Annotated in this window: 24 protein-coding genes and 2 riboswitches; of the genes, 6 read left to right on the top strand and 18 right to left on the bottom strand. The window is 38.8% G+C overall.

Features of this window, described 5'->3' with window-relative positions:
- Window positions 1-197: 197 nt before the first annotated feature.
- The 5 genes from BMX40_RS05085 to BMX40_RS05065 form a co-directional block, all read right to left on the bottom strand.
- The gene (locus BMX40_RS05085; protein ID WP_090867495.1) at window positions 198-1,733 is read right to left on the bottom strand and encodes a polyamine aminopropyltransferase; all 1,536 of its coding nucleotides are present in this window, start codon (window positions 1,731-1,733) and stop codon (window positions 198-200) included.
- A gap of 72 nt (window positions 1,734-1,805) precedes the next feature.
- On the bottom strand, window positions 1,806-2,201 hold the full coding sequence (locus BMX40_RS05080) for a DUF350 domain-containing protein (RefSeq protein ID WP_090867493.1): 396 nt from the start codon (window positions 2,199-2,201) through the stop codon (window positions 1,806-1,808).
- Window positions 2,202-2,216: 15 nt separating this feature from the next.
- A complete protein-coding gene (locus BMX40_RS05075) occupies window positions 2,217-2,837 on the bottom strand; it encodes a DUF4247 domain-containing protein (protein WP_090867491.1) in 621 nt (206 codons plus the stop codon).
- A 60-nt stretch (window positions 2,838-2,897) separates the two neighbouring features.
- Window positions 2,898-3,569, bottom strand: a complete 672-nt coding sequence (locus BMX40_RS05070) for a PspA/IM30 family protein (RefSeq protein WP_090867489.1) — start codon at window positions 3,567-3,569, stop codon at window positions 2,898-2,900.
- Window positions 3,570-3,656: 87 nt separating this feature from the next.
- A complete protein-coding gene (locus BMX40_RS05065; RefSeq protein ID WP_090867487.1) occupies window positions 3,657-4,169 on the bottom strand; it encodes a DUF4178 domain-containing protein in 513 nt (170 codons plus the stop codon).
- A 390-nt stretch (window positions 4,170-4,559) separates the two neighbouring features.
- Here BMX40_RS05065 and speD point away from each other — a divergent pair, with 390 nt between their 5' ends.
- Window positions 4,560-4,940, top strand: coding sequence for an adenosylmethionine decarboxylase (speD, locus tag BMX40_RS05060; RefSeq protein ID WP_090867485.1), 381 nt, complete (start codon window positions 4,560-4,562; stop codon window positions 4,938-4,940).
- Window positions 4,941-5,072: 132 nt separating this feature from the next.
- On the opposite strand, the gene betB is transcribed toward speD, so the two are convergent.
- The gene (gene betB, locus BMX40_RS05055; protein WP_090867482.1) at window positions 5,073-6,542 is read right to left on the bottom strand and encodes a betaine-aldehyde dehydrogenase; all 1,470 of its coding nucleotides are present in this window, start codon (window positions 6,540-6,542) and stop codon (window positions 5,073-5,075) included.
- Window positions 6,543-6,822: 280 nt separating this feature from the next.
- Between betB and cudC the strand changes: the two genes are divergently transcribed.
- Entirely contained in the window at window positions 6,823-7,377 is a 555-nt protein-coding gene (gene cudC, locus BMX40_RS05050; protein WP_090867481.1) for a choline uptake/conversion transcriptional regulator CudC, read from the top strand.
- 28 nt (window positions 7,378-7,405) lie between these two features.
- The gene (locus tag BMX40_RS05045) at window positions 7,406-8,314 is read left to right on the top strand and encodes a glycine betaine ABC transporter substrate-binding protein (RefSeq protein WP_090867479.1); all 909 of its coding nucleotides are present in this window, start codon (window positions 7,406-7,408) and stop codon (window positions 8,312-8,314) included.
- Between the two features lie 133 nt (window positions 8,315-8,447).
- Here the strand turns inward: BMX40_RS05045 and BMX40_RS05040 are convergent, their stop codons facing one another.
- From BMX40_RS05040 to BMX40_RS04985, 11 genes are all read right to left on the bottom strand, one after another.
- On the bottom strand, window positions 8,448-9,695 hold the full coding sequence (locus BMX40_RS05040; RefSeq protein WP_090867477.1) for a hypothetical protein: 1,248 nt from the start codon (window positions 9,693-9,695) through the stop codon (window positions 8,448-8,450).
- A gap of 365 nt (window positions 9,696-10,060) precedes the next feature.
- Complete coding sequence (locus BMX40_RS05035) at window positions 10,061-11,116, bottom strand: DUF5050 domain-containing protein (RefSeq protein ID WP_090867475.1); 1,056 nt, start codon at window positions 11,114-11,116, stop codon at window positions 10,061-10,063.
- 80 nt (window positions 11,117-11,196) lie between these two features.
- Window positions 11,197-11,784, bottom strand: coding sequence for a hypothetical protein (locus BMX40_RS05030; RefSeq protein WP_090867473.1), 588 nt, complete (start codon window positions 11,782-11,784; stop codon window positions 11,197-11,199).
- A 133-nt stretch (window positions 11,785-11,917) separates the two neighbouring features.
- A riboswitch (cyclic di-GMP riboswitch) is annotated at window positions 11,918-12,003 on the bottom strand.
- A gap of 110 nt (window positions 12,004-12,113) precedes the next feature.
- Complete coding sequence (locus BMX40_RS05025; RefSeq protein ID WP_090867471.1) at window positions 12,114-12,578, bottom strand: hypothetical protein; 465 nt, start codon at window positions 12,576-12,578, stop codon at window positions 12,114-12,116.
- Between the two features lie 122 nt (window positions 12,579-12,700).
- Complete coding sequence (locus tag BMX40_RS05020) at window positions 12,701-14,404, bottom strand: sodium:solute symporter family protein (protein WP_090867469.1); 1,704 nt, start codon at window positions 14,402-14,404, stop codon at window positions 12,701-12,703.
- Between the two features lie 14 nt (window positions 14,405-14,418).
- The gene (locus BMX40_RS05015) at window positions 14,419-14,721 is read right to left on the bottom strand and encodes a DUF4212 domain-containing protein (RefSeq protein ID WP_211753614.1); all 303 of its coding nucleotides are present in this window, start codon (window positions 14,719-14,721) and stop codon (window positions 14,419-14,421) included.
- 436 nt (window positions 14,722-15,157) lie between these two features.
- Window positions 15,158-15,889: a LytR/AlgR family response regulator transcription factor gene (locus BMX40_RS05005; RefSeq protein WP_090867465.1), complete on the bottom strand. Its 732-nt coding sequence runs from the start codon at window positions 15,887-15,889 to the stop codon at window positions 15,158-15,160.
- A 62-nt stretch (window positions 15,890-15,951) separates the two neighbouring features.
- The gene (locus BMX40_RS05000; RefSeq protein ID WP_090867464.1) at window positions 15,952-17,685 is read right to left on the bottom strand and encodes a LytS/YhcK type 5TM receptor domain-containing protein; all 1,734 of its coding nucleotides are present in this window, start codon (window positions 17,683-17,685) and stop codon (window positions 15,952-15,954) included.
- Between the two features lie 3 nt (window positions 17,686-17,688).
- Window positions 17,689-19,185, bottom strand: coding sequence for a solute symporter family protein (locus BMX40_RS04995; RefSeq protein ID WP_090867463.1), 1,497 nt, complete (start codon window positions 19,183-19,185; stop codon window positions 17,689-17,691).
- A gap of 12 nt (window positions 19,186-19,197) precedes the next feature.
- A complete protein-coding gene (locus BMX40_RS04990) occupies window positions 19,198-19,491 on the bottom strand; it encodes a DUF485 domain-containing protein (protein WP_090867461.1) in 294 nt (97 codons plus the stop codon).
- Between the two features lie 152 nt (window positions 19,492-19,643).
- Complete coding sequence (locus BMX40_RS04985) at window positions 19,644-20,753, bottom strand: hypothetical protein (RefSeq protein ID WP_090867459.1); 1,110 nt, start codon at window positions 20,751-20,753, stop codon at window positions 19,644-19,646.
- A 218-nt stretch (window positions 20,754-20,971) separates the two neighbouring features.
- On the opposite strand from BMX40_RS04985, the gene BMX40_RS04980 reads away from it, so the two are divergent.
- The 3 genes from BMX40_RS04980 (at window position 20,972) to BMX40_RS04970 (ending at window position 24,149) form a co-directional block, all read left to right on the top strand.
- On the top strand, window positions 20,972-22,405 hold the full coding sequence (locus BMX40_RS04980) for a hypothetical protein (RefSeq protein WP_090867457.1): 1,434 nt from the start codon (window positions 20,972-20,974) through the stop codon (window positions 22,403-22,405).
- Between the two features lie 327 nt (window positions 22,406-22,732).
- A complete protein-coding gene (locus tag BMX40_RS04975) occupies window positions 22,733-23,464 on the top strand; it encodes an alpha/beta fold hydrolase (RefSeq protein WP_090867455.1) in 732 nt (243 codons plus the stop codon).
- A 37-nt stretch (window positions 23,465-23,501) separates the two neighbouring features.
- Window positions 23,502-24,149 carry a hypothetical protein gene (locus tag BMX40_RS04970; protein WP_090867453.1) on the top strand — a complete coding sequence of 216 codons (648 nt, stop codon included), beginning with the start codon at window positions 23,502-23,504 and terminating at the stop codon, window positions 24,147-24,149.
- 147 nt (window positions 24,150-24,296) lie between these two features.
- Here BMX40_RS04970 and BMX40_RS04965 read toward each other — a convergent pair whose 3' ends face one another.
- A complete protein-coding gene (locus BMX40_RS04965) occupies window positions 24,297-25,211 on the bottom strand; it encodes a DMT family transporter (protein ID WP_090867451.1) in 915 nt (304 codons plus the stop codon).
- A gap of 239 nt (window positions 25,212-25,450) precedes the next feature.
- Window positions 25,451-25,550: riboswitch (TPP riboswitch) on the top strand.
- Window positions 25,551-25,745 lie beyond the last annotated feature (195 nt).

Here is a 25,745-nt window from a genome sequence, read left to right as displayed (position 1 = left end):
ATAGATTAAAAGCCAGACCGTTCGTAGGTCTGGCTTTTTGTATGTAGTGATATTTATATTTTTGATTTGAGAGTAATTGGGAAAAGTCGACATCCATCGTTCACACAGATGCACCACTTTCGGGAGTGCAAGGGACAACTCCCTCGTTCAACATCCAGCGGTGCTCCATCAACTACATGCACTGTCAACTTAGCCCACTAATAATTCTCCCAAGCTCGCTCATAAATTTGAATCAAATGCGGGTCGATTAAGGTATTTGGTTTCCATTCAACCGCCTTCATGTCCCTATTCTCATCTTTCCCAAACGATGCTAGTGAAGGAAGCATATCTGTTGATAAGAACTCTGTTGGAACAGTTATATCCAGATCCTCCAAATCAATCGCCTCGCGACTGGCCATAACAAAGCCCCAATTTCCAAAGCTTGGAACGTCGACGTGGAGATTTTCGATAAACATATCGGTTGCTGCAACCGTTTCGGAAATGGTCCAATACACCTCTCTTGCAAATACAGGACTAGTTGCTTGGATCATCACCGCTCCCCCTGGCTTCAAATGATTACGAACCAGAGAGTAAAATTCGGTTGTATACAGCTTGTTTAAGCTTTCGTTATTTGGATCTGGTAAATCAACAAGGATAACATCGAACCATTCGTTTGTATCCTCTAAATATTGAAAAGCGTCCCTATTCTCCACATGAACTTTTTCATTCGTTAAAGCTCCTTCATTCGCCTCCAGTAGTAACGGATTTGAATTGGCTAACTCAACAACTGCCGGATCCAAATCAATGAGCGTTATATGCTCGACTTCATCATACTTTAGGACTTCCTTTGCTGCAATCCCATCGCCACCACCAAGAATTAAAACATTCTCTGGATTTTCTGCATGTGCCATGGCTGGATGGACAAGCACTTCATGATATCGATGCTCATCCGTCGTACTAAATTGTAACGAGCCGTCGAGAAAAAGCCTGACATCATCGTTATCCTGGGTTATGGTGATTTTTTGGTAACTACTATCTTCCATATGAATAATTGGGTCCTGATATAGCTTTTGTTCAAAGCTAAATGCCATTTCCTCCCCAAAAAACAATCCAATAAGTAGTACCAACCCAATCGTTATTCCAATCCCAGCATGCACCATAAATCGTTTTATTTCTTTACGGAATAACCAAAGAACGATTAAGGCAACCGTTAGATTAATACAACCAACTAAAAAGGCTGTTTTCACCATGCCGAAATATGGCCGGAATAAAAAGACGAATAATAATCCACCGATTAAACCACCAGCATAATCGGAAAATAGTACACGGGCAGTACTTTTGTTTAAGGTAACGCCGATTTCATTTGCCTTACGAATTAGGATTGGCAGTTCCACCCCTGTTAACGCCCCAACGACTAATGTAATAAAGTATAAAAATAATGCATCGGTTCCAGAAGGTGCAAAAGCGGTCATACCAAACATGGTAAAACTAGAGAATCCACCGATAATCGCTACACCGAATTCAATCCACACAAAAGTTATGATTAAATTTTTCATGAACTTTTCGCTTAAACTAGCTCCAATTCCCATACCCGTTAGGAATAGCGAAATAGTTAGCGTATACTGTTTGACGCCATCACCCAATATGTACGAACCTAATGCCCCAAATAAAACTTCGAAAATAATCCCACAAATGGAGACAATTCCTGATGACCAATAAATAATTTTACTTTGTCTAATTGCTGCTTCATTCAACTTTCATCCACTCCACCATCAAACCTTGCGAGAATAACAGACGGCCAAGCAAATGCCTGGCCGTAGTCTTTTTTACGTAATTGATGCACCAATTACAAATCCTAATCCAATCGATACACCCATTGATATTATTCCTACTGCAACATTATTTTTCAATAATTGCTCTTCTACGGAAAAATTTCTTGTGAATAAGTCAAATAGCCAATAAGCAATCATTTGTAAAACGACACCATATGCTCCCCAAATAATCGTTTCATAAATCACCGCACTGTTATAGATTGCAAAGGATAAAATTACACAAATTCCAATTATCTTTCCAACGATGGATAAGGCGATGGCTGTATTTCCATTTTTAACCTCTTCCATATCCTTATATTTTCGCGTTAAATTTTCAAAAATGATTAATCCAATTAAAACAATCACTACAGCTATTACAAAATACACAAATGTTGAAATAAATGGTTCCATTTTAACACCTTCCCTTTATTTGCCTGTTCCAGGGCCTCCACCTCGAAATGTCGTGTTCCCACGGCTTGAAGAGTCTCCTAATCCTCCCATGCCTGTGTAACTTCCTCGTGATTGTCGGCTACCCCAGTTATCTACACCTAACATATTTTCTAGAAGTCGAAGTGAAAAGTATGTACTTAAAAAGTTAGGAGAATAATTTCGTCGAACAAATTCATCACTTGCAACTTCAATCATTACTACATCCTGGTCTTCGTCACTTTCACGTAAAGTTACAAAATGCTCTGGATAGATTAAAATTTGCTGGTTATCCTTTACGTCACTAATTTCCTCTGGTTTGATGGCAGTAGTTATGACAGAACTAAGCTCAGAAAGCTTGAATTGCTTGGTAGCATAAACTTCTGCATTACTAGAATCTCCCTCTACCGTAACCATTCTGGGAAAATTAGCTTCAATCACATCATCAACCTCATAATTTGAAGAGTGGTTGATTGTTTCTGTAATTTCACTCTTTGGTGGCTCCTCTGGAATATCCTCAGATCTGATAGACCCGCCATCTTGCATCCCCCTAGAAGAACATGCACCTAAAAGAATTAGCAGTAATAATAGCCCTATTAGTAACATCGATTTTTTACACAAGTCAATCCCCCTCCAACAACAGAAGGAGCAGCTCATCGGAACTACTCCTTCGCTGCCAACTTACTGTTTATTCATTTTTTCCTTCAGTGCTGCTAATTCATCATCAACACCATCGTTTTTGCTTAATTCTTCAAATTCATCATCTAATGTGCGACTTTGCTGTGACATATCGTCACTGGTTTCAGCTTCTGCTTCAAACTGCAGAACTTTTTCCTCCATACGGCTAAAGCCTTGCTTCGACTCGTCATTTCCAATGGATGACATCGTGCGATTAATTTTCGTTCTTGTTTTTGCGGATTCAGCACGTGCTTTTAGTGAATCCTTCTTCAATTTCATTTCTTGATATTCTTTTTTCATTTCGTCTAGCTTTGTTCTTAACTGTTCCGAATCATTTTTCGCTCGCTCCCATGACTCGTTCAACGTTGTTGCAGTTCCTTCGTGTTCTTTCTTATCCTGTAAGGCACGGCGAGCTAAATCATCATTTCCAGCTTCAATCGCCTGCTCTGCCTGCTTTTGTCTTTTTTCTACCATAGCATTGGCATCATCTGCTTTGCGTTTTAGCATTTTTTCATTTGCTATTTGTTTGGCAACAGCTGCCTCTACCTCACGAATGTCTTCAGCCATATCACGCATATACTGATCTAGCATTTTTACTGGATCTTCCGCTTTGTCTAACATCGAATTTAACTCAGAGCTTACTACCGTTGATACTCTCTTAAAAAATTTAAACATAATTTACTTCCTCCTATATCCATTTTATTATTCTTTTTTACTTACATGCTTTTTATTTTTCACAGCGGGGTTCTTGCTACGGTTAAATTACCTTGACCCTGCCATAATTTTTAGCTCATAGGCTTCGATAGGATATCCAACACTAGCCTCCACTTCAGTTCCCCATGCTTCCAAGCTGATAAAATTGGCCTCATCTGCATCTGCATAATCGGCATATTCTACTTGAGAACCTTGTAAATTCGCGCTTCTTCCCTCCCCTATCACCCTGGCTGTACCAGACTCATTAAAGTAATAGGTTTTATTCTCATAGGTAAGTTCTTTTGGAAATGGCTTCGATACGGGTAGCTGAACTTTTTTATACATACCAAGCTCTAACTCATCATCCATTTCAGCTGATAACCAAATTGTATCATTTCCTTCTAACAACTGGTAGCCATACCATTCAAAATTTCCATCACGATAGGTGATTTTTCCCACCACTTCATAATCAACTAAATCGTACGTTACAATATCCCCGACCTTAATCGATAAAACCGTACGTTCCTTCGGTGCTGGTTCACTCTGTTTATTTTTAGAAAAGATCTTAGAAAACAACCCCACAATCTCACCTCACAAATCTGAAATATGATCTACATTACCTAGTACGTAATACAAAAATAAAAGGTTTCAAAAATTTTTCCCCAGCGGGACAAGGGTGGGACAGGGGGACAGGTTTGTTGTCCCAGGTATCACCGGACCCGTGGGACAGAGGGACAGGTTCATCGTCCCAGTCATTTCAAGCTTGACACCGAGGATCGGCTCACCGTCTCTACAGCAATCCGCAAATTAGACTACTTGCGATTGTAATCAAGTCCTACTCCGAGCGGTTTTAGGGTTAGAAGAAGCACCTTTCCCTCTGTCCAGGAAGATTGCAAAAACCTATAAAACGGTTTATACTCCTCTATATACTATATTTAAACAGGATGATATTTATTTCAAGGGGTTTCGTAAATGGAAATTTTGGGGAGACAAATCATAGCTGAATTATGGGATTGTAATGTCGATATTTTAAATGATATGGAAAAAATGAAGCAGCTATTTGTGGAGGCTGCATTGAAGGCCGGTGCAGAGGTGCGAGAGGTCGTGTTCCACCCATTCGCTCCACACGGGATCAGTGGAGTCGTTATTATTTCCGAATCCCATTTAACCGTTCATAGCTTTCCCGAGCACGGCTATGCAAGTATTGATGTATATACTTGCGGGAGTAAAGTGGATCCAAACATTGCTGTTGAGTATATCGCAGCGTCTTTGGAATCAAAAACAAGCGAAAAAAGAGAAATCCCTCGTGGAATGGGACCTGTGAAACCAAAGCCAATTGAACAAATAAAATAGAATGATAGACTAACCTTGATCGCATATAATGATCGCACCAAATAAAAAGACCAGATTCTGCTCCAATATCGGAGTCAAAATCTGGTCTTTTTATTTGGTGCCAGGCACCTAAGTGCCTGGCACCTTAGGTCTTTAGAACCAGTTTAGGGCTTGTGGGTCTAGGTTGTGGAGGATATGTTTTGTTTCTTGGTATTCTTCTAGTCCGGATTTTCCTAGTTCGCGGCCAATACCGGATTGTTTGAATCCGCCCCATGGTGCATGTGGGAAGTATACATTGAATTCATTAATCCAAACGGTACCCATGCGCATTTTTGCAACACAGCGCTCCGCTTTGGCAATATCTTTTGTCCACACGCCACCTGCTAAACCATAAATCGAATCATTCGCTAGTTTCATAGCTTCTTCTTCGGATGTAAATTTCTCAACTGTAATAACAGGACCAAATCCTTCATTCTGGACGACATCCATATCTGTTGTGCAATTCGTTAAGACAGTAGGTAAATAGAAGAAACCATCCTGTAGCTCAGGTGATTCTGGACGACGACCACCAGTCGCAACGGTTACGCCTTCTTTTTTCCCATCCTCAACATATTGAACAACTTTATTTAAATGCTCCTCAGAAATTAACGGCCCCATTTGTGTTTTCTCGTCAAAGCCACTTCCTAATCGAATGTTTTCCACACGTTTCACTAACGCATCAACAAATTCATCATGGATGGATTCCTCGACAATTAAACGCGTTCCAGCCGAACAAATTTGCCCTGCATGGAAAAACACTGCATTCAACGCTTGGTCCACTGCAGTATCAAAATCTGCATCAGCAAATACAACATTCGGATTTTTACCGCCGAGTTCAAGTGCTAGTTTTTTCACATTAACACTAGCAGCTTGCATGATTCTCTTACCCGTTTGAATTCCACCGGTAAACGAAATAAGGTCTACATCTGTATTGGTTGATAGCTCTTGCCCTACGGAATTACCGGCTCCAAGCACTAAGTTGGCAACACCGTTTGGCACACCCGCTTCTTCCATTAATTCAAATACCTTCACCGTCGTTAGTGGCGTAATTTCACTAGGCTTCATTACCAACGTGTTCCCTGTAACTAATGCCGGAGCTAACTTCCAAGAAGCTTGTAACAACGGGTAATTCCATGGTGTAATTTGCCCACAAACACCGACAGGCTCTTTCACGACTTTACTAATGGAATTAGGAATCGGAGAATCTATAATTTCTCCACCATCTTTATCCGCAATCTCAGCGTAATAGCGGAAGACACCTGCAATATCATCCATATCCCCTCTACTTTCTTCTACTGTTTTACCAGTATCAAGGGACTCTATTTCCGCCAGTTCTTCTTTATCTCTTTCGATTAAATCAGCTATTTTATGAACAATTCTTCCACGCTCTGTTGCAGAGGTCTGAGACCATTCTCCTCGGTCAAATGCATCTCTTGCCGCTTTAATTGCTAATTTAGCATCTTCTTCATTACCTTCTGCAGCTATTGCAACGACTTCTTGGTTAAATGGGTTAATGATTTCTCTTGTTTGTTCGGAGAGGGCAAGCACCCATTCACCATTAATGAATTGTTTTTTTGTATCCAAAATAATCCCTCCTCGGCTTATAGTTTGTTAAGAAAAAATTTAACGTTCTGAACGAATTTAATAATATAGATTATTTAACGGTTTGTCAAAGGAAAAAGGTGAACTCTATGTTATTGAAGAAAAGACCTCCTATTCTAAATACTTCTCCTTCCTATTAAAACAATATTGTAAACCCCTTCATGATTCTTTTTAATTTGACATTATTTTTTTATCCTTTAGTATTAAATATGTTAAGAAAAAATTTAATTAAATGAACAGTTTGTTGATGGAGGGTATTCTATTGGAAAACCAACACGATGAGAGGGCAAGGGAGAAGCTTGAGGAAGCAAAAGATCAAGTTATTTTAGCCATTTCAGAAACAATGGATTTATACGGCGTAACACCTGCAGCCGGTAAAATATATGGCACGATGTATTTTAAAGACCAAATGAATTTAGATGAAATGCGGGAAGAGCTTGGAATGAGTAAACCAAGTATGAGTACAAACGTCCGCACACTCCAACAAATTGAAATGGTAAAGAAAAAATTCCAGCGCGGAACAAGGAAGCATACGTACACCGCTGAAAAGGATTTTTTTCATTCATTTATGTCTTATTTCTGTCAAATGTGGGAGCGAGAGGTAAAAATGAATATGGAGGCTATCCACGAGGCAGAAAAAATGCTACGAGAAATTTTTGAAGATGAATCCATTTCAACAGAGCTTCGAGATGAAGCAAAAAGTCATTACGAATTAATTAATCAATCCAAAGTATATTATCGCTGGGTAGAAAAATTAGTGGATAGTATTCGTACCGAAGAAATTTATAAATTCTTACCAAAGGATACAGAAAAATAAACAACCGTTAGGGAGAGATGCATACAATATGTTTAATCATAAAGGGATTAAAGTCTTATTATTAGCAATTATTTCGGCACTGGTTTTAAGTGCATGTGGAGATACAGAAGATACCTCAAGTGACAGTAATGAAAGCAATGAAGGTTCAGACAAACCAACCATTGATATGGGACAAATCAGTTGGGCGGAAAATATAGCTGTGACCAATATGTGGAAAGTAATCTTAGAAGAACAAGGTTACGATGTAGAATTCCATTTACTTGAGATGGGAACACAAATGGAAGCATTAGCAAATGACGAACTCGACATTAATGTGGAAATTTGGCTACCTGTTCAGGATGCCGAATATGTACAACAGTATGAAGATAAAATTAATTTTTCCGAAGAAACATGGTATGACAATGCAAAAGTTGGGTTAGTTGTTCCTAGTTTTATGGAAGAAATCAACTCTATTGAAGACTTAAATGACCATAAAGAAGAATTAGATGGGCAAATTACTGGCTTTGACCCAGGTGCTGGTACGATGCTAGTCGTGCAAGATGTGATCGAGGAGTACGATCTAGATTACGAACTACTTCCAAGTTCTGAGCCAGCAATGCTTGAGGAATTAGAAAAAGCCATTGATAAAGAGGAGCCAATTATTGTTCCATTGTGGAATCCTCACCGCGTCTTTTCTTCCATGGATCTAAAATACTTAGAAGATCCACAGAAAATGTTTGGTGAAGTTGAAAAAATTCACCACGCAACACGCCTTGGGTTTAGTGATGACTATCCAGAAGTAAGCGAATGGGTGAAAAACTGGAAAATGGGCGATGAAGCCATTGGTGATTTAATGAGCTATGTAAAAGAAGCAGAAGATGAAGGCAAAGAGGCTATTGATGGCGCTGAAAAATGGGTTGAAGATAATCAGGATCTAGTTGATGAGTGGATCCAGTAATTAAACAAACGTCCCAAGCACAATATAATTGAACGTGGATGTATCCAAAATAAACCCACACTCAAAAAACCGCACCTTCAAATGCTGGGTGCGGTTTTTGTATGACAAATAACAATACAACAATTAAGCTTACCTATTCCTCTTTTGTTCCATTAAACTCAACTTCTTCATATCCTCCTAAATCTGAAAGCGGCAACTGAAACAACGAATATGCTTCTTGTTCCTCGGAAAGATCTATTCTATCAGTATAAAACAGGTGTGAACCATCAGCGGAAAGTGTTAATTCGTCTAAGTATACGCTCGTTTCGGAGTGGTGAATGTGAAAAAATTTATCCTGATCAAATTGGTATGCATATATCTCTTTCTCTTCCGCTAATACCATGTTCCCATTATTATCTATCGTACCTAATGCAACATGATTAGGAAAGTGGTAGCTATTCTTCTCTCCACCTTCTAGTTTTACAAAATTATGACTTTGGTAAATCTCTTCTTTAGACGTTTCATCATCTAAGCGGTAAAATACATAATTCCCATTCGGTGAAACCTTCATATTACTCAATATTATTCCTTCCGTTTCATCCTTAAACCGCTCTTCATATGGTGTTACATCAGCAATTTTTTGTATTTCTTCTGTTTGTGTATCTAGAACATACAAACGAAATGAATTGTGCATAAAAAACTTATTCCCGTTATCTGCTGGAGCAATCCAACTAAAGCTAAGATATGGCTCATCTTCCAAATTAGGGAAATCAAATAAATCAAATTCCTTCCTTTGCCCGGTTTCCAAATTGTATATACCAAAGAAGTTGCCATCCGTATTAGCTACAAGTGCCTCCATATTATCAGTTATTCCAATAATATCTATCCTTGGATCTTCCAGTTCTTCTGCATGGTGAACAATTTTTTCCTCTTCTAAATCATAAACGACAAACCACTTCTCATCCAACGCACAACTAAACGTTACAAATTTCCCATTAGGAGACAGGTGCATCCGTGTACACATACGATCCACTAAATCGTCTGGATCCCCGGTAGAAATGTCCTTTAAATTTACCGCTTCTTTATCGCCATAAATGACAAACCGTTCATTTTCCTTTTTTTCTCCACCTTCTTCTAGCGTAGAAAAAGTTACTGTTTTACCATCACTTGAGCTATTTATACTTCTAAACTCAAATCTACTATCCTCAAATAGGTCATATGTAAATAGCATCTTAGGTTCTACGGTATCTTCTTCCCCCTCTTCGCCACCTTCTGACTGTTCTTCTGCTTGACCATTGGATTCATCATTTTCTTCTGTTGTTGAATTATCTTCTGTAGAACATGCTACAATCAATAATAATAAGAACAACACAAGAAAATTAACATTGATTTTTTTAACCATTTCATCTCTCCTTATTTAATTGTCAACGTACATACTATTATAGTAGGGTTATTATGTCATGAGCCATAATAACCAAGGAAAAAATCAGTAACATGGTTCTTATATACTATAATTTTCATGGATACGGACGAAAGAAATATGTTCTCCATTTAACGATGTTAGGGCAATAGCTCAACACTCGCGTTTAGATGTAGCTATCAAGAACAAGGAGTAACTGTAACACCTAATAAATACACCAATTTTTCCATTACAAAAACCGCACCCTGCGTTCAGGAGTACGGTTTTTCATCTTTCCATTTTAATAGTAATATCTTCATGATCACATATTACCAGCTGCGATAAAGGAAATTTATCAAGCACTTTCCCTACTCTTCTGGAGTTACCTCTTCCACTTCACCCGTTTCCATATTCACAAAAATATATCCCCCATATCCTTGACGAAAATAATCCCCTATAACATATTCATCAGTCAAATGGATGGAATGAAGCACTGTATTTAAAACTTCCTTCTGTTCACCATCTATATCAACACTATAGATTTTTCTTTCAACCTCAGACTGCGCCGAAGAGTAATAAACCTGACCATTGTTTACATTAAAATAATCTACCTTTTCCGATACGATAGTAACTTCTTCCCTATCCTCTAGAGAATAGCGATGTAAACCAGAATCACCATCCATCACTGTATAAAAAAGATACGTGCCATCCAAAATAAATTCACCATAGTTCTCTGTAAATAACGGTTCTGCCTCTGAACCTTGAAGATCTCCTAAAAAGTAGCCTTGATGATTGTAGTACACAACAAGATCATCCGATGCAACCATTTGTAATGCAGCATAAGGAAGCTTGGTTACTTTACCGTTTTCAACCTGAAGTCTGTGCACATAGTCATCTTTAATAAATAGCAAGTCTTCATCCGTTCCATAAACGGCGCCAACTGGCTCATCCAAAACTATCGTTTCATCACTACCATCCATTTTGACCTTATTCAACGATTGGTGAAATGGCTGCCCATCTGAATGATCAACTTGTACATAATACAACCATTCTCCAAAAATATGAAGATTTTTAACAGGGTGATCGGTTAGTTTTTCCGCCTTCGTACCATCCTGCCTCATCTTATATAGATGCTCTTCATCTAGTATGTTCGCAAAATATACCCACTCATCGAAAATAATATATTTACCACCAGCATTAATATTACCACTATGATTTGCTAGAACGGTTTGTTTAACCTCCGTGTCCACAACATCCTTTTGGCTCTGATCGGATTTATCAGAAGTAGAAACATTTGTAGCTTCATTTTCTATACTATTTTCATCCTCTTGCAATTTACCATTACTTGATTCGGTTGAACATGCGCTACTAATTAATAGAGTTGCCATGATAACCATAAACGGTATAATACGATTCCTTCTCATCGGCCAATTTCTCTCCTCGCTAAAATTTCTCTTAAAGCAACTATCATTCTCTAAAGTGAAAAAGATAACCCCCTTGGGAGTTACCTTCTAAACATGTTAGCCCAACCTAGTACTACTGCTTCATTTGTTCTCTGATAGGTCTGTTCTTGAATCTGTTTAATTTCATTCAACTGATTCATTTGCGCAGACAATTGTTTTTCCTGTTCAAAAAGATTCAACGCTTCTTTTAGTGTATCAGCTCTTTTATTAACGAAATACTCTTCTAACTTTAATAAAGCACTCCTGTTGATATAAACAAGAGGTATGTATTCAGGATGAATACGTTCTTCGATTTCCTTCATTTCCGCTTTCAACTGATTAATCGTATGTTGATTTTTGCTTACTTTATTTCGAACGGCAACAGAAGGCCAAACAAAAAAGAGTAAAAATAACCCTACTATAAGTAGAAATATGGTTCCTATGTCATCACCCGCACCTGCTGATAAACCACCTAACATCGAAAGAAATAAAATACCAATAATAAACACTCGTAGTTGAATCGAAAACCCTGCCATAGGTTTTTTATAAAAACGAGTAAGCTGGTTACTCAGAGCGGTATACTTATCCACCACTTTTTTATAATGATTAATCTCGGATAAAACAGCATCCTTTTCATTTAAATTTAACATTTATGAATCCTCCTAGATGTAATGAGATGAACAATATGTAATATAAAAGTGAACTTTCAAGCAGTGGGGTACTGTCAGCAATCTATAGGGTAAATAAAAAAGACTAACCGAAGCCGATTAGTCTCTCCAAAAAACCGGTAGCTGGCTGGCAGGATCCGTAGATTTTTAGCCCCTAAAGCTTTGCGTCGCTACCTTTCGATAGGTTTGCCTTTTTCTGATTCAATTCAAAATTTATTCATATACAATACATATTGAATATCTGAATAATAGTTTACAATAAAATAAGTAATAGATAAATAGTTAAATAAAAATATGAGCTCGTTTTCTTACTATCCCCCACTTACCTGAGCTTCAGCACCTACCTCTCTATTTACTTCCGTATCCTCCCGAACAAAATGACCCGAGCCGATCCAAGCCGCAAGTGCAAAGATTAAATAAATAGCTTGGGTTGCTTGAGCTCCTTGTAGGAGAACTTGAAGCCCCATTCCTAATCCCAAGGATGGTACCACGATCAAAAACGTGCGAAAAATACGTTCAAATCCTTTATGAGTTGGTAGTGGCCAAAGTCGTGAAAAAAATATTCCCAACGCTACTCCTAAGCCGGAAACAACAAATAATTGCCCCAGTACAATCGGTGTCGGAAACGGCCAACTCATCAAATAATGCCCAACAAGATAAAATAACTCCAAAAACAGCGTAATACCAATTACCTTCTGGAAGGTTTTCAAATTCACCCACGGATGAAAAATGTAAAATAAAGCAACCGAACTAGCTAAAAGAATGGTCCATATCATGTTTTTGCCCCCTTTCCTTCTAAAAACGTGGCATACGCCAAGCCAAACTTTCTGGCGCATGCCCTTATACTACTACTCATGCTTCTACTCCCTTAAGACGTAACGTTCCATTCTAGTAGCTATTATTCTTCTTTTCCAGCAGCAATCTCACTATCATCGTCCACTTCTGGTGCCCTGACTTCCTCAATTAACTGCTGAATTTCAACTGGTGGTGCTGCGGTATTACGGGATACGATGAAGCTAACGATAAAGTTTAACACCATACCTACAACCCCAACCCCTTGGGCATTAATACCGAAGAAGCTATCAATGATTGCCTCATCCGTACCAAAGATGGATTGTGATAGAATCATACCAATCATCGCTAGCGTGAAGATTAGACCAGTTAAGATACCAGCAATGGCCCCCTCTTTATTCATCCGTTTATCAAAAATACCGAGTAAGATTACCGGGAATAAACTTGCGGCACCTAATCCAAACGCCAAAGCAACCACTTCACCAGCGAAGCCTGGAGGGTTAATACCAACATAGGCAGCAATTAACAAAGCAACAAGCAAGGTAATTCGGCCAACTCGTAGCCGTTGTTTCTCCGAAGCTTCTTTATTAAAAATCCGATAGTAGATATCATGCGATACGGCACTTGTCATGGTGATTAATAAGCCAGAAGCTGTGGAAAGTGCAGCTGCTAATCCCCCAGCAGCTACTAAAGCAATAATAAATGGTGCTAGATTCGCCACTTCTGGTGTGGAAAGAACGATAATATCTCCATCAATAACAACCTCGTTATCCTCGCCGCCAGTAAAGTTAACCATTCCATCTCCATTTTTATCATCAAATTGGAGTAAACCGGTCGTTTCCCATTTTTCCACCCAACTAATGTTTTCTACTTCTTCAATTGGCTTATTGGCAATGCTATCAATGAGGTTATATTTTGCAAAAGCCCCGACTGCTGGAGCTGTTAAATAAAGCAATGCAATAAACACAATTGCCCAAACTGCAGACCATCTCGCCGCACGAACACTTTTCACCGTGTAAAAACGGACGATAACATGTGGCAAGCCTGCTGTTCCTGCCATTAAGGCCAACGTAATCATAAAGACATTTAACAAAGATAGGTCTGTAAATGGTGCCATATATTCCGTCATACCGAGATCCACTTGAATTTGACCAAGCCGATCGACAATATCACTACCAGTAAGTGCCAGCTGTGGAACTGGATTTCCGGTTAACTGATAGGAGATCGCAAATGCAGGAATTAGAAAAGCAATGATAATAACAAAATACTGAATGGCTTGTGTCCATGTAACACCCTTCATTCCACCTAGTAATGCAAAGAAACCGACAATAGCCATTCCAATTAAGACACCAACAATAATATCAACCTGCAAATAACGGCTAAAGACAATTCCTACCCCGCGCATTTGCCCAGATATATACGTTAGAGAGATAAATATCGTGGCAATAGCGGCAACAGCACGGGCATTACTTGAATAAAAGCGATCCCCAATAAAATCAGGTACGGTAAATTTTCCAAATTTACGTAAATATGGTGCTAATAACAGAGCTAATAGTACATAACCACCAGTCCACCCCATTAAATAAATCGTTCCATCATATCCCAAGAAGGCAACTAGACCTGCCATCGAAATAAATGAGGCAGCAGACATCCAGTCAGCAGCAATCGCCGCACCATTCGCAACCGTTGGCACATTTTGCCCTGCGACATAAAAATTCGATGTATCCCGTACGCGTGACCACCAGCCGATTCCTGTATAGATGGCAAACGTTATAATAACTAATGTAATTGTAATTGCTTCTACACTCACAATTGATCCCTCCCTTACCCTGTTTTCTTATCCTCTTTCTTCGTTTCTTCCAAATATTCCTTATCTAACTTATCCATCCGAACCGCATAGGTTAAAATTAATAGAATGAACACAAGAATTGCGCCTTGTTGGGCAATCCAATACGAAACCGATACCCCGAAGAATGAAACGTTACTTAACGGCTCTGCAAAAAGAATTCCTCCACCAAAACCAACGATGGCCCAAATTGCTAATAGACTACTTATTAACCGTACATTTTTCTTCCAGTATCGTTCCTGCTTATCATCAAGCATTTTATTAGCATCTGATTTTTCCATCCAAAAACCTCCTTTAAAAATGATTGATCTTACTATCTAACAATTCCATCACTCCTATTAAGCCTCCTATTACCACCTCCGAGAAAACGCTTACATTTAGAACGTAAAAAAATACTGGATAAACATCCTATATCCAGTATATAAAATTCAAACTATTCAATTATCAATTCTGTGCGAAATGTCACACAGCATGTTTAAAATGCAAAAATCCACGCCTAAATGACATCCCCGGGACAGGGGGACAGGTTTGTTGTCCCAGGTTTGCCGTCCTGGGACAGAGGGACAGGTTTGCCGTCCCATTCTGCTGTCCCTGATTTGCTGTCCCACCGTCCCGGGTTTGCCATCCCATTCCACCGTCCCAGGTTCACTGTCCCACGTCCCCCGTCTTCCCTCATTAACCAGGACGAAAGCGCATTGTCCCGCGAACAAACCTCCATCACCCCTGCAATACATCAAAAAGCCCCCTAGCAGAAGTCCGACTTAGGGGAACCTCCGATTGAACCGTATCCTGAATAATAAGATTATAGGCGCCATTAAACCACGGCTTGATCTCTTGAATGGCATCCATGTTTACTAAATAACTACGATGGGATCGATAAAAAGGATACCCGATTAGCTTGTCCTCTAACTCCTTCAAGGTCATTTTCGTCTCCAATACATCCTGTTTTAACGTATATATCTTTAACCCTCTTCCCTCTCGTACAGCAAAACCAATTTGTTTCGGATCAACTACGACCATTTTTTCATCAACCGTTAAAATTAGCTTGTCAATTTTTGGGCGAGCTGGCTCTTTTGCATTTAACCCAGCCCGAATCCGATTCATCGCTTCTTGAAGTCGCTCTTGATCAAATGGTTTGAGAAGATAATCCGTTGCTTGCAGATCAAAAGCCTGTACACCATAGGAATCATAAGCAGTCGTAAACACAATCAGTGGTTTTTTTTCATCTTGATCATGACGCAGTGTTTCCGCAGCCTCGACACCTGATAAGCCTGGCATATGTATATCAAGAAAAATCACATCCGGTTGATATTCCTGGTATAAGGAAAGTAACTGCTCCCCATTTTCTGCACTTGGACATAAAATAATGTCTTCCTCCTGCTGTAAAAGAAATGCTAATTCTTCCCTTGCAATTCGCTCATCTTCTGCAATCATCACATTAATTTTCATATTCTGGACTCCTCTACTCGAGAACATGGTTATGCATCTATATTATTCCATTAAGGTCCCATTCATGATTGGTAGGGAAGATGGAATGAAACCACACTTCCCTTTGCCAAATTTTCGAAGTGCAACTCACTTTGACTCCCCATTAATCCTTTCAATCGTTGGTTAATATTATAGAGCGCGGTACCATTTCCTTCATTAAAATGTAATGGCTCCTTACCAAGTAATGGAAGAACTCCATCAGCAAACCCTCGGCCATTATCCTTGATCGCTACATAAACAGAGCCACCTTTTTCGACTACTTGAATATGAATTTTTCCTTTTTCCATCCTTTTCAAGCCATGTTGGATGCAATTTTCCACTAATGGTTGCAGTGTAGCGGGTGGAATTTCCACCTCATCCAAACCGCTTTCTATCTCCACCTGGATGTCAATTTGATCCGGAAACCTTGCCCGAACAATTTCCAAATAGGCATACAGATGGTCCAAATCATGTCGCAGTGTAATTAACGATTCACTCGTAATTTTTAAATTTGCCCGCATATATTGACTTAGCTGTACAAGAATATGTCGTGCCTTATCCGGCTGAACACGTAACAAGGAGTGAATTAAATTAAACGTATTAAATAAAAAATGAGGGTTGATTTGCGCCTGTAGGTTACGCAATTCGGCTTCTTGAAGCAACTCCTTCATCCGTTCTGCCTCAAATCCATTAATCTGATTGCTTATGATGGTACCCAACCCCTTTGCCAGCGCTATCTCAACCTGACGAATCTGTTGAGAATGACGAAAATACAGGTTAATTAATCCGATCACTTCTCCGGAACGAAAAATCGGTACCATAATAGCTGTTTGTAGTGGACAGGATTGTAGACGACATTGAATATCTTTTTTTTCATAAGCAATTTGAATTTCTCCGTGCTCCACCGCTTTTCGAGACAAACGCATTTTCAACGGCTCTCCATCCTGATGGTGGTCGTCACCAAGTCCAATATGAGAAAGAACCCTTTCTCGATCTGTAATTGAAATCGCCGCTACATCCAATTCATCATACAATAAATTCGCTAATTTACACGCATGAACCGATAGTGGCGCATCCCGTAAAATCGGCAAGGTCTTTTCAGCTATCGATAGCGCTCGATTGGTTTCGAGTGCTGCTTCTCGCTCCGTTTCATTAAGGGCAACCCGAATCATCATGGTAAATATGGCTAATGCGACCGATACCGTAATTACTAAAGGAATTCCGATTGTATTGACAATCTCAACACCTGTTTCTTGATTCGGTAAAACGATCAATAATAAGCCCATATATAATACCGGCGGAAAAATCCCAATAAATAATGCCTTATTTGGAGCAATTACGCGTTCGTCAGAGAAAAATTGGCCGGTCCAACCAGTGATTAACCCTGCAAGTGGATTAATTAAGGCATTTGCCAGCCAACCGGAACCACCTAGAAAAGCAGCATATAACCCAGCTACGATACCTGCTCCTAACCCGACAAATGCGCCCCCTAACAATCCGGCAATCATAACAACGACGAGACTAAACCCAATTAATACAACATCATCCTCAAGATGAAATACCAATGGCTGCATCATGAGCTCTTCCCCTTGAATGACTACACCTACATGGGCACCGATTGCACCCATTACCCCAAACACCAATGCGTAATAAATTACGGTTTTTGCAGTGATATCTCGATCCAATAACGATCGAAAACGAGGAATTCGAGTTAGCATAAATGCAATTAATAACAATAGACCAATACGTTGAAGAAGAATAATTGTTAGTTCTATCATCCATCAATTGCCTCCAATTCCAGTGTGTACACGTACGGTTAATTCCTCAAATCGATCATCTGATGTTTTTTTCGTAACCAGGGTTCCGACTATCGCACCTAGAAAACCAGAAGGAATAGCCACAATGCCAGGATTATATAATGAGAGGACTGATAATCCCTCAGGTCCTAAACCAACTAATAAAACGGAAACAAAGAAACCAGTAAGCAGGCCAGAATATGCTCCCACACGATTAAAACGCTTCCAATAAAATGTGAAAAGAAGCAAAGGAAAAATTGTAGCTGCTGCAACAGAAAAAGTTAGCGATACTAAAAAGGCAACATTACTCTCCTCCATCCCAATCGATAAAAAGATGGAAAGAAAACCGACAAATACAGCTGTTAATCTCGCTACAAAGAGCTGTTCCTTTTCATCAACTTGTTTCTTTTTAATCGTATGAAAATAAATATCATGTGCTAACGAGGATGTCGCAGCAAAAATCAATCCAGTTACAACTGCAATAATGGTCGCAAAGGCAACGGCCATCACAAAAGCAACGAGAAAGTCGCCTCCTAAAACCTCTGCTAATAATAAGGCAGCTAAATTCCCACTGGAGTCAGCTTGTACCAACTGATCCCAGCCCACCAGCGCAACGGCACCAATACCTAGTACCAGTGTCATCAAATAAAAGCATCCAATAATCCATGTTGCTGACATCGCTGAAACCCGAGCACCAGCTGCATTTTTCACGGTTAAAAATCGAATTAAAATATGCGGCAATCCAGAGGTTCCTAAAATTAATGATAAGGTTAAGGAGAAGGTTTCCACCGGATGATCAAACAAATTTCCTGGATGGAAAAATTGTTCACCAAGTGGGCTTTGCTTCGCTGCTTGATCCCATAAAAAGGAAAAATCCCAATTTATCCAAGATAAGAGAATAAAGACGAGCAATATGGTTCCAGACATTAATAGAACCGTCTTAATTATTTGGACCCAAGAAGTCGCAACCATCCCACCAAAAACAACATATATGGTCATCAATATTCCGATAATCCAAACAGATGCTGCATAATCAACTCCAAGTAAGAGACGAATCAATAGACCTGACGCCACTAATTGTGGAATTAAATATAAAATAGAAATTAATATGCCAATAGCAGCAACAAGAAGACGCATCGTACGCCCCGGGAAACGAGCTGCAATTACATCCCCAATCGTATATTTACCGAGATAATGCACCGGCTCCGCAATTAAGAATAGTAGAATAATATAAGAAACAAGAAAGCCTGTTGCATATAAAAAACCATCATAGCCGTAAAATGCGATTAAACCAGCAATACCTAAAAAAGATGCTGCACTTATAAAATCACCAGCAATAGCCATTCCATTTTGAAAACCTGTTAAACTACCAGACGCAACGTAAAACTGATGAGTCGTTTTACTCCGTTCTGCAGCCCAGTGTGTAATAATAAGCGTTCCAACTACAATTGCTAGAAAAAATATAAAATACGTTACGTTCATAGAGTAACCCCTCTATCTAGCATTCTCATCGTATAACTCCTGTACTTTCTGTTCGAAAGCTTTGGCATACCTCCAATAGATGTACCCCAATAGCCACGTGAAAATAAATAAGGAAAATAAGTAGATCCAGGAAAACATAACGAATAGCTCTCCTAAATTGGTTAGTAGGAGTGGGAAAAATAAATAAAAAACAAGTAAACATGAAGTAATCACTAAGCGAAAGAGGCTTTTGCGCCTCAATAACCGTCGAAATGCCTGATCTTGCTGAAGGGAATGATAACTATACGTTTCTGCTTTCTCTTCCATACCACACGCCCCCTCATCACCAACCTATAGCAACCATTATAAAATAATAAAAAGAAAATAGTCAATATTTAAACAATTCCACAAAAAATGGTGCCAGGCACCGACAATATTCGACAGGTGCCTGGCACCTCACCGTGGAACCTCCACTGCATCTATAAGTTATGTTTATACATGAAGTTTGCGATTACCTTGAATAATTTCGCAACGACATAAGCAAGAATCCAAAATAATAGACTTAGGGCACCAAGCATTACGATGGACCCAAAAGATGGAATTTCAACAACGAAAGCTGCTACGGTCATACCAATACCTAATCCAAACGCAGTAACCAGACAACACAAGAGTGGGTTATACCATTTTGTGTAGCTTCTAAAGAAAAGGAGAATAACAGGAATGAATAGGTAAATCCCATAAACAATAAGGATCCTATCCGTAATCTCAATGAAATTATCCTCGTCGACCGGTGCATTGGGTAGTAAGAATAAGCCCATGAAAATGGAGAACACCAGTAAACTCAAGTACGTTTGCTTTTCTGCCTTTTTCGTGTTGGCACGTAGCTGTTTCTCTTTTTCAGCTTGAGCCTTCTCCTCCATATCTTCAGGCAACCAACTGGCAAACAAGTTTCGAACACTTTCTTTTCCGATATGCTTGCTAACCACGTCATCTGAAGTACCTTGTATCCTAGAAAAGTCAATTTCTGTATATGCCCTGGCCTCTAATGCTTCCAATAAATTTGCTTCGGTATATGTGATATTCGGTACATGATTCTTTAAGCGTATTACCCATTCATTTAATTGCTCTGATGAATAAACCCGCTCCATAAAGTACCTTCCCTGGGAAGAAATAATTAATTGGCCGTCAAACCGATAGAAATCACGTCGTTTCGGAACATGGACACGGTTGGCAGCAATACCAATAATCACTTCATCTATGTCTTCGAATAAAAAATGTACTTCATATGTCTCACCTGTTTTCGTATTTTCCCAATATTGATGAAGTCCACTATCATTCAGTTCATAGTGATAAACCTGCCTTCGTTTCGGATAAAAAAAGGAAGCAACAATCCCCATAGCCACTGCCATGAAAATAAACAGAAATAGCAGCCCCCAAACGTTAGGATCAATAGCTACCAAATAGATCCCTAAAACTAGAAAAAAGATAGCCATCATTACACAAACACTAAAAATGACATAAAATAATCTTCTCCCCTTATCGTTTAGAACATTCGTATACGTTAACGGTTCATAACTCACTTTCTCCATATCAATAACCACCAACCTTAAAAATGATCGATCTCTAACCTATTCGACAAAGAACCCCAAACCTCCTCCAACAAAATACAGGTGCCAGGCACCGACAATATTCGACAGGTGCCTGGCACCTCGCCTAATCGTCTTCTAATCAAAATTTGGAACCTTCTTTGTTATTGGAACGTACGTATGAAGGATTTACTATACAATTGAATAGGGAGTGAAAGTTTATGCAAGAGTTAGCTAAGAAATTACAACCATTTATACCGGGGAACCCTTCTATTAAAATTGTAGAAGATGAGTACACCACTGAAGTCATCGATACCCACACGAAAGAGGTATATGGTACGGTGCACATCAATGATGGTCGCTTTGAAGGGTATGATATGGAAGTTGACTACGATGAGGAACAAGAACAAACCTACAATACACCTGCAGATGTCGCTAAGATGCTCCATACAGCAGCATTATTTGTTGATACTTTTATTGATCGGGAAGTACATTTTAGTATGTTAAACGAGTGGAGCGAGAATAATTTCATGGTTACTTACGAGGAGCGTGACCCTAAGCTAGGCTTGCTACTCCCACATACCGGATGCACACTTTCCTTTACAAGAGATGGAGTCCTTACGACAGCAAATATTGGCCAAACCGACGTTGAACTTGAATATCCGACAATTAAAATCTCTGATGAAGAAGCAAAAGAACTATTAAGAAAATCCGACTATCTCCAATTAGCCATTCATTTTCCAGATGAGGGGGCGGAAGAACTGGAACTAATTTATCATACGAGTCACGATATCATGGGAGTTGGTATCGATGGAAGAATCGAAACTGTATCAGAATTCATGGATGCCGAAGACCTTCCTGCACAACGAATTCCAAAAGTAACTCCAACAGAAACAATCGAACAAATGCTAGGAATACCAAACTCACTTATCAAAAAGGATGGGGAGGAAGGATCCGTTATATGGGTAGATCCAAACGCCATATTGGATGAGGACGAGGAGGAAGAAGCGGTTATATCAATCTTTGACGACAATATCAATCATTTTAGCTATTGTAATCTCCCATTCTATCAAACGGAGAACCTAACCGAGCTACCCATGGAAGCATTAATGGAAAGGGCATTACAGTTTCTTGAATTAGTTGTAAAAAACTCCAATGAAAAGTACGTATTGGAAGATCCTTATCAAGCAACAGAAGATGGTGATGAAGAGATAGAGGATCTGGACGAATTCGAAGACATAGATTCTGAAGAAGATATGGATGCTTTCCCTGACCCAGAACCAACCCAAATGTTTACCTTCTACCGAGAGCATGCAGGATTGCGATTAGAGGGATTCGAAGCGCATATTCATGTTGGGTTATACACCGGGATCATTCGGGAATGCTCTGTTACAGGCTTATCTGACAAACAATATCAAAGCCTGCAAAACATAAATACCACACCAACTATATCAATGGAAAAAGCTGAACAGAGAATTTTTGCTGAGCTAGAAATGAAACTAGCTCGTACCGTTAAATACTTCGACAATCCTAAGATCTATACATTATCCTATACTCCTGAATTCCCAAAAACAGGTGGCCACATCGAAAAAATGAATGCCCACACTGGAGAAATAAGCTATGTGGACACGGGGATCTTGAAGGAGGAAGATTAAACCAAACCAATAAAAAGGGAAAGCATTGCAAGAAAGCAACTTACATTCGATGGAGAAAAACTAAACAGATGTTGAACAGCATACTGAATCACACGTTGGTTGGTATGCTTTCTTCTATAATTCACAGCATGTAACTAATTCCCCTTTTCCCATTAAAACTGCACTCTCAAAACCACCGACTCCTAACCGTGCTAAATATATAAATTATAAAGATTATTGGAAATTTTGCGCTGATACAGATAAGTGCTATGATAGAGATGATAAACTGGAAAATGATATGCTTCAGCGGAATAGAGATAATACACCAAATAAGGAGAATCTAGCTTTATGATTTTACATACAGAAGTAAGTGGAAGTGGAGAAGCAATTGTGTTTCTTCATACCGGCTTGCAAACTGGAAAAACAGAGCTTGACTTGCAAAGAGAATATTTTAAACAAAAGTATAAAGTAATCTTACCGGATTTACGGGGACATGGTAAATCGGTATCGAATAATTTATCCGATTATTTTCATCGTTCCGCAAAAGATTTAGCCGAAACACTAGAAGAGTTAGGTCTTCCATCCGCCCATATTGTTGGATGTTCTTTAGGTGGACTCGTTGGTCTAGTTTTTGCTAAAAATCACCCCGACATGGTGAAAAGTTTAACTTTGTCTAGTATTATCCCAGAAAAGCCAGCTGATTGGGAAAAAATCAATCAGGAAGATGTAGAAAATACCGCAAAAATAGTTGAAGATCCAGATACAGCCAACTATTTTAATGCTATTCATGATGGTGACTGGAAAGAATTGCTTCATTCCACGCAAAACACAGATTGGTATCCATTTGACGAAACAGCCGACTTATCCATGTTAAACATGCCTATTTTATTCATAGTCGGTGAACAAAACGAACATGAAACGATCGGAACCATTACATACCCTAAGACGAATGAAAATATTCATGTGTCCATCATTCCTTTTGCCGGTCATGTTGTACATCTAGACCAGCCAGAAATGTATAATAAAATAGTTGAAGGGTTTTTCCAACATGCGGAATCACCGCACGTAAAGACAAAGTAGATATAAATCGTCAGCTGAATAACGTTAGGGGGATTTTTTGATAGATAAAGTATTATTTTGGATATTTTTTCTTATATTTTTGCTCATTAATACTTATTTTTATGGACTCTTTTTTAAGAACATTAACTTTATTCCGGACCATTGGGAAACGAGTAGCTCCTTCACGATCATCATTGTTTTACTATACTTCTTAGCTGTCATTCCGTTTACGGCATATCTATCTGAAAGAGTATTGCAGTTTTGTCAGAATCAAAGGTTCATGAATAGAAGAATTTTAATTGCAACCCTTATTATGATTCCAATTATGTTTGTTTCGTTGAAGTTATACAATGAGTACAAGGAAAAGGGATTAGTTGAAGCGATGGACTACGATGAGGATAGCTTTGAAATGTTCATCTTCTATCCGGGTCAAAATATCGAATGGAGAACAACAAACCAAGACCACGTTGATGAATTAATGGACTTTTTAAGTCAATATGATGTGAAAAGAATGAAACAACGAGATTGGGATTCAGATGTTAGTAATGAAAGAGGCGTTTCTTTTGATATAGTAAATAGTGACCGTCCGATAATGGCTTACATTATGGAAGAACGGCTAAGAATCAATACGGAATATTATTCACTTGTCAACGGATCAATAGATATTGATTGGATTATCAACTTTATAGAAGAAAACCAACGATAATGATAGAATTTTTGTACGATTTGAATCGGACAAGATAAGCTTGTTTGGATAAGGCGCCCCCTCAAAAGTTAGATTTATACGCTAACTTCCAGGGGGACACCTAAGTAATTTGAGCGTCAATACAAAGGCTATTTCTCCCCTTCAACCTCAATGCGATAAGCTTTCTTTCCGCCTACTCCGCTTCCACAAATGCTCTACTGCACCCGAGCCAATTAATACACCAAACACAATAAAAATTAATCCGACAAAATGGGAAACTAAAATCGTTTCTCCTAAGAAAATGGCTGATCCAACCAATGCAAACACCGTCGTAAAATTAATAAAGATTGCTGACTCTGCCGGCCCTACCTGTTTGATAGCAGCATTATAAATCATATGTCCAACAGCAGTTGCGATGACAGCACTAAATAGAAAAACAAAGCCCAAATCAAAGCTCCATAGCTCAATTAACTGACTCACTTCAGATCCTTCAAATAAACTAACAATAAAAATAAAGAACGACCCAAATACAAGCATGTAACCAGTCAACAGTCTCGAGTCAAAGTTAGGATTAAGTTTACTAATTAAGATAAAGGAATAGGCCTGCCCCAATATACTAATAAGCACAAAAATATCCCCAATGGAAATCGATGTAAATCCACCATTACCTGCAATGGACGTAATCGCCACCCCTGTAAATCCTAACAAAAATCCTAAAACCCGAAACATCGTCACACGTTTACTTAGGAATAGAACCGAAAGCATCATGGTAAACAATGGTGCGGTTCCAACAATTAAGCCAGCATTCACTCCAGATGTTTTCGATAATCCAACACTAATAAATATATGATGGATAACCACATTGAAGAATGCGATAAGCATAATAATGAGCATTTCCCTTTTTGTTGGTAAACGGAGAACCTTTAAAAAGGCCAAAATAATTAAAACAGCCACGCCCGCAACAAAAATACGGAAAGCCGTTAATAAAATTGGGTCAATGTTTGCAACCAACACTTTTACGGCAGAAACATTAAACCCCCAAGACATCATAATAAGTAATAATGCGATGTAAATTTTTCTCAAAGCTGTCTTCACCAGATTTCTAGTTTAATAGTTATTTTTGTATTATACATGAGGATGCAGTGATTAAGGAAGGATTTGAAACTGGATAGAGACTACAAAAGTACATTTTAATGAGCTCCGCCTATACTATGTATATTTTATCTAACTATTAATTTTGCATTCTAATGTTTTTATTGACTTCACATAACGCGTATGATATTACTATATACGAGTTATTGTTTTTTATATGAATAAAATAGGAATCACTCTAGGGGTGCTATAAGCTGAGAGAGACATTTGTCTTAACCCTTATGACCTGATCTAGTTAAAGCTAGCGTAGGGAAGAAGTGTGGAAATGCTGTAGCTAAACAACGCCTGTGCGCATGTTTAGTAAGAAGCATACGTATGGATAATAAACCACTTCTTTCAATAAAAAGAAGTGGTTTTTTTACTACATTTTTATCCTTCAGCTCTTTTTCATTTCAGAATCACTAGCGCCCTTCCTTACCAAAAATCCTATCCGTAGCTAATCGAAAAAGGAGGAATCTGTTTGAC

It is taken from the genome of Oceanobacillus limi, assembly GCF_900111445.1.
In the GTDB taxonomy this organism is placed as follows: domain Bacteria; phylum Bacillota; class Bacilli; order Bacillales; family Amphibacillaceae; genus Ornithinibacillus; species Ornithinibacillus limi.
The sequence above is the reverse complement of the archived record's forward strand: the minus strand, read 5'-3'. Positions and strand labels throughout refer to the sequence as shown.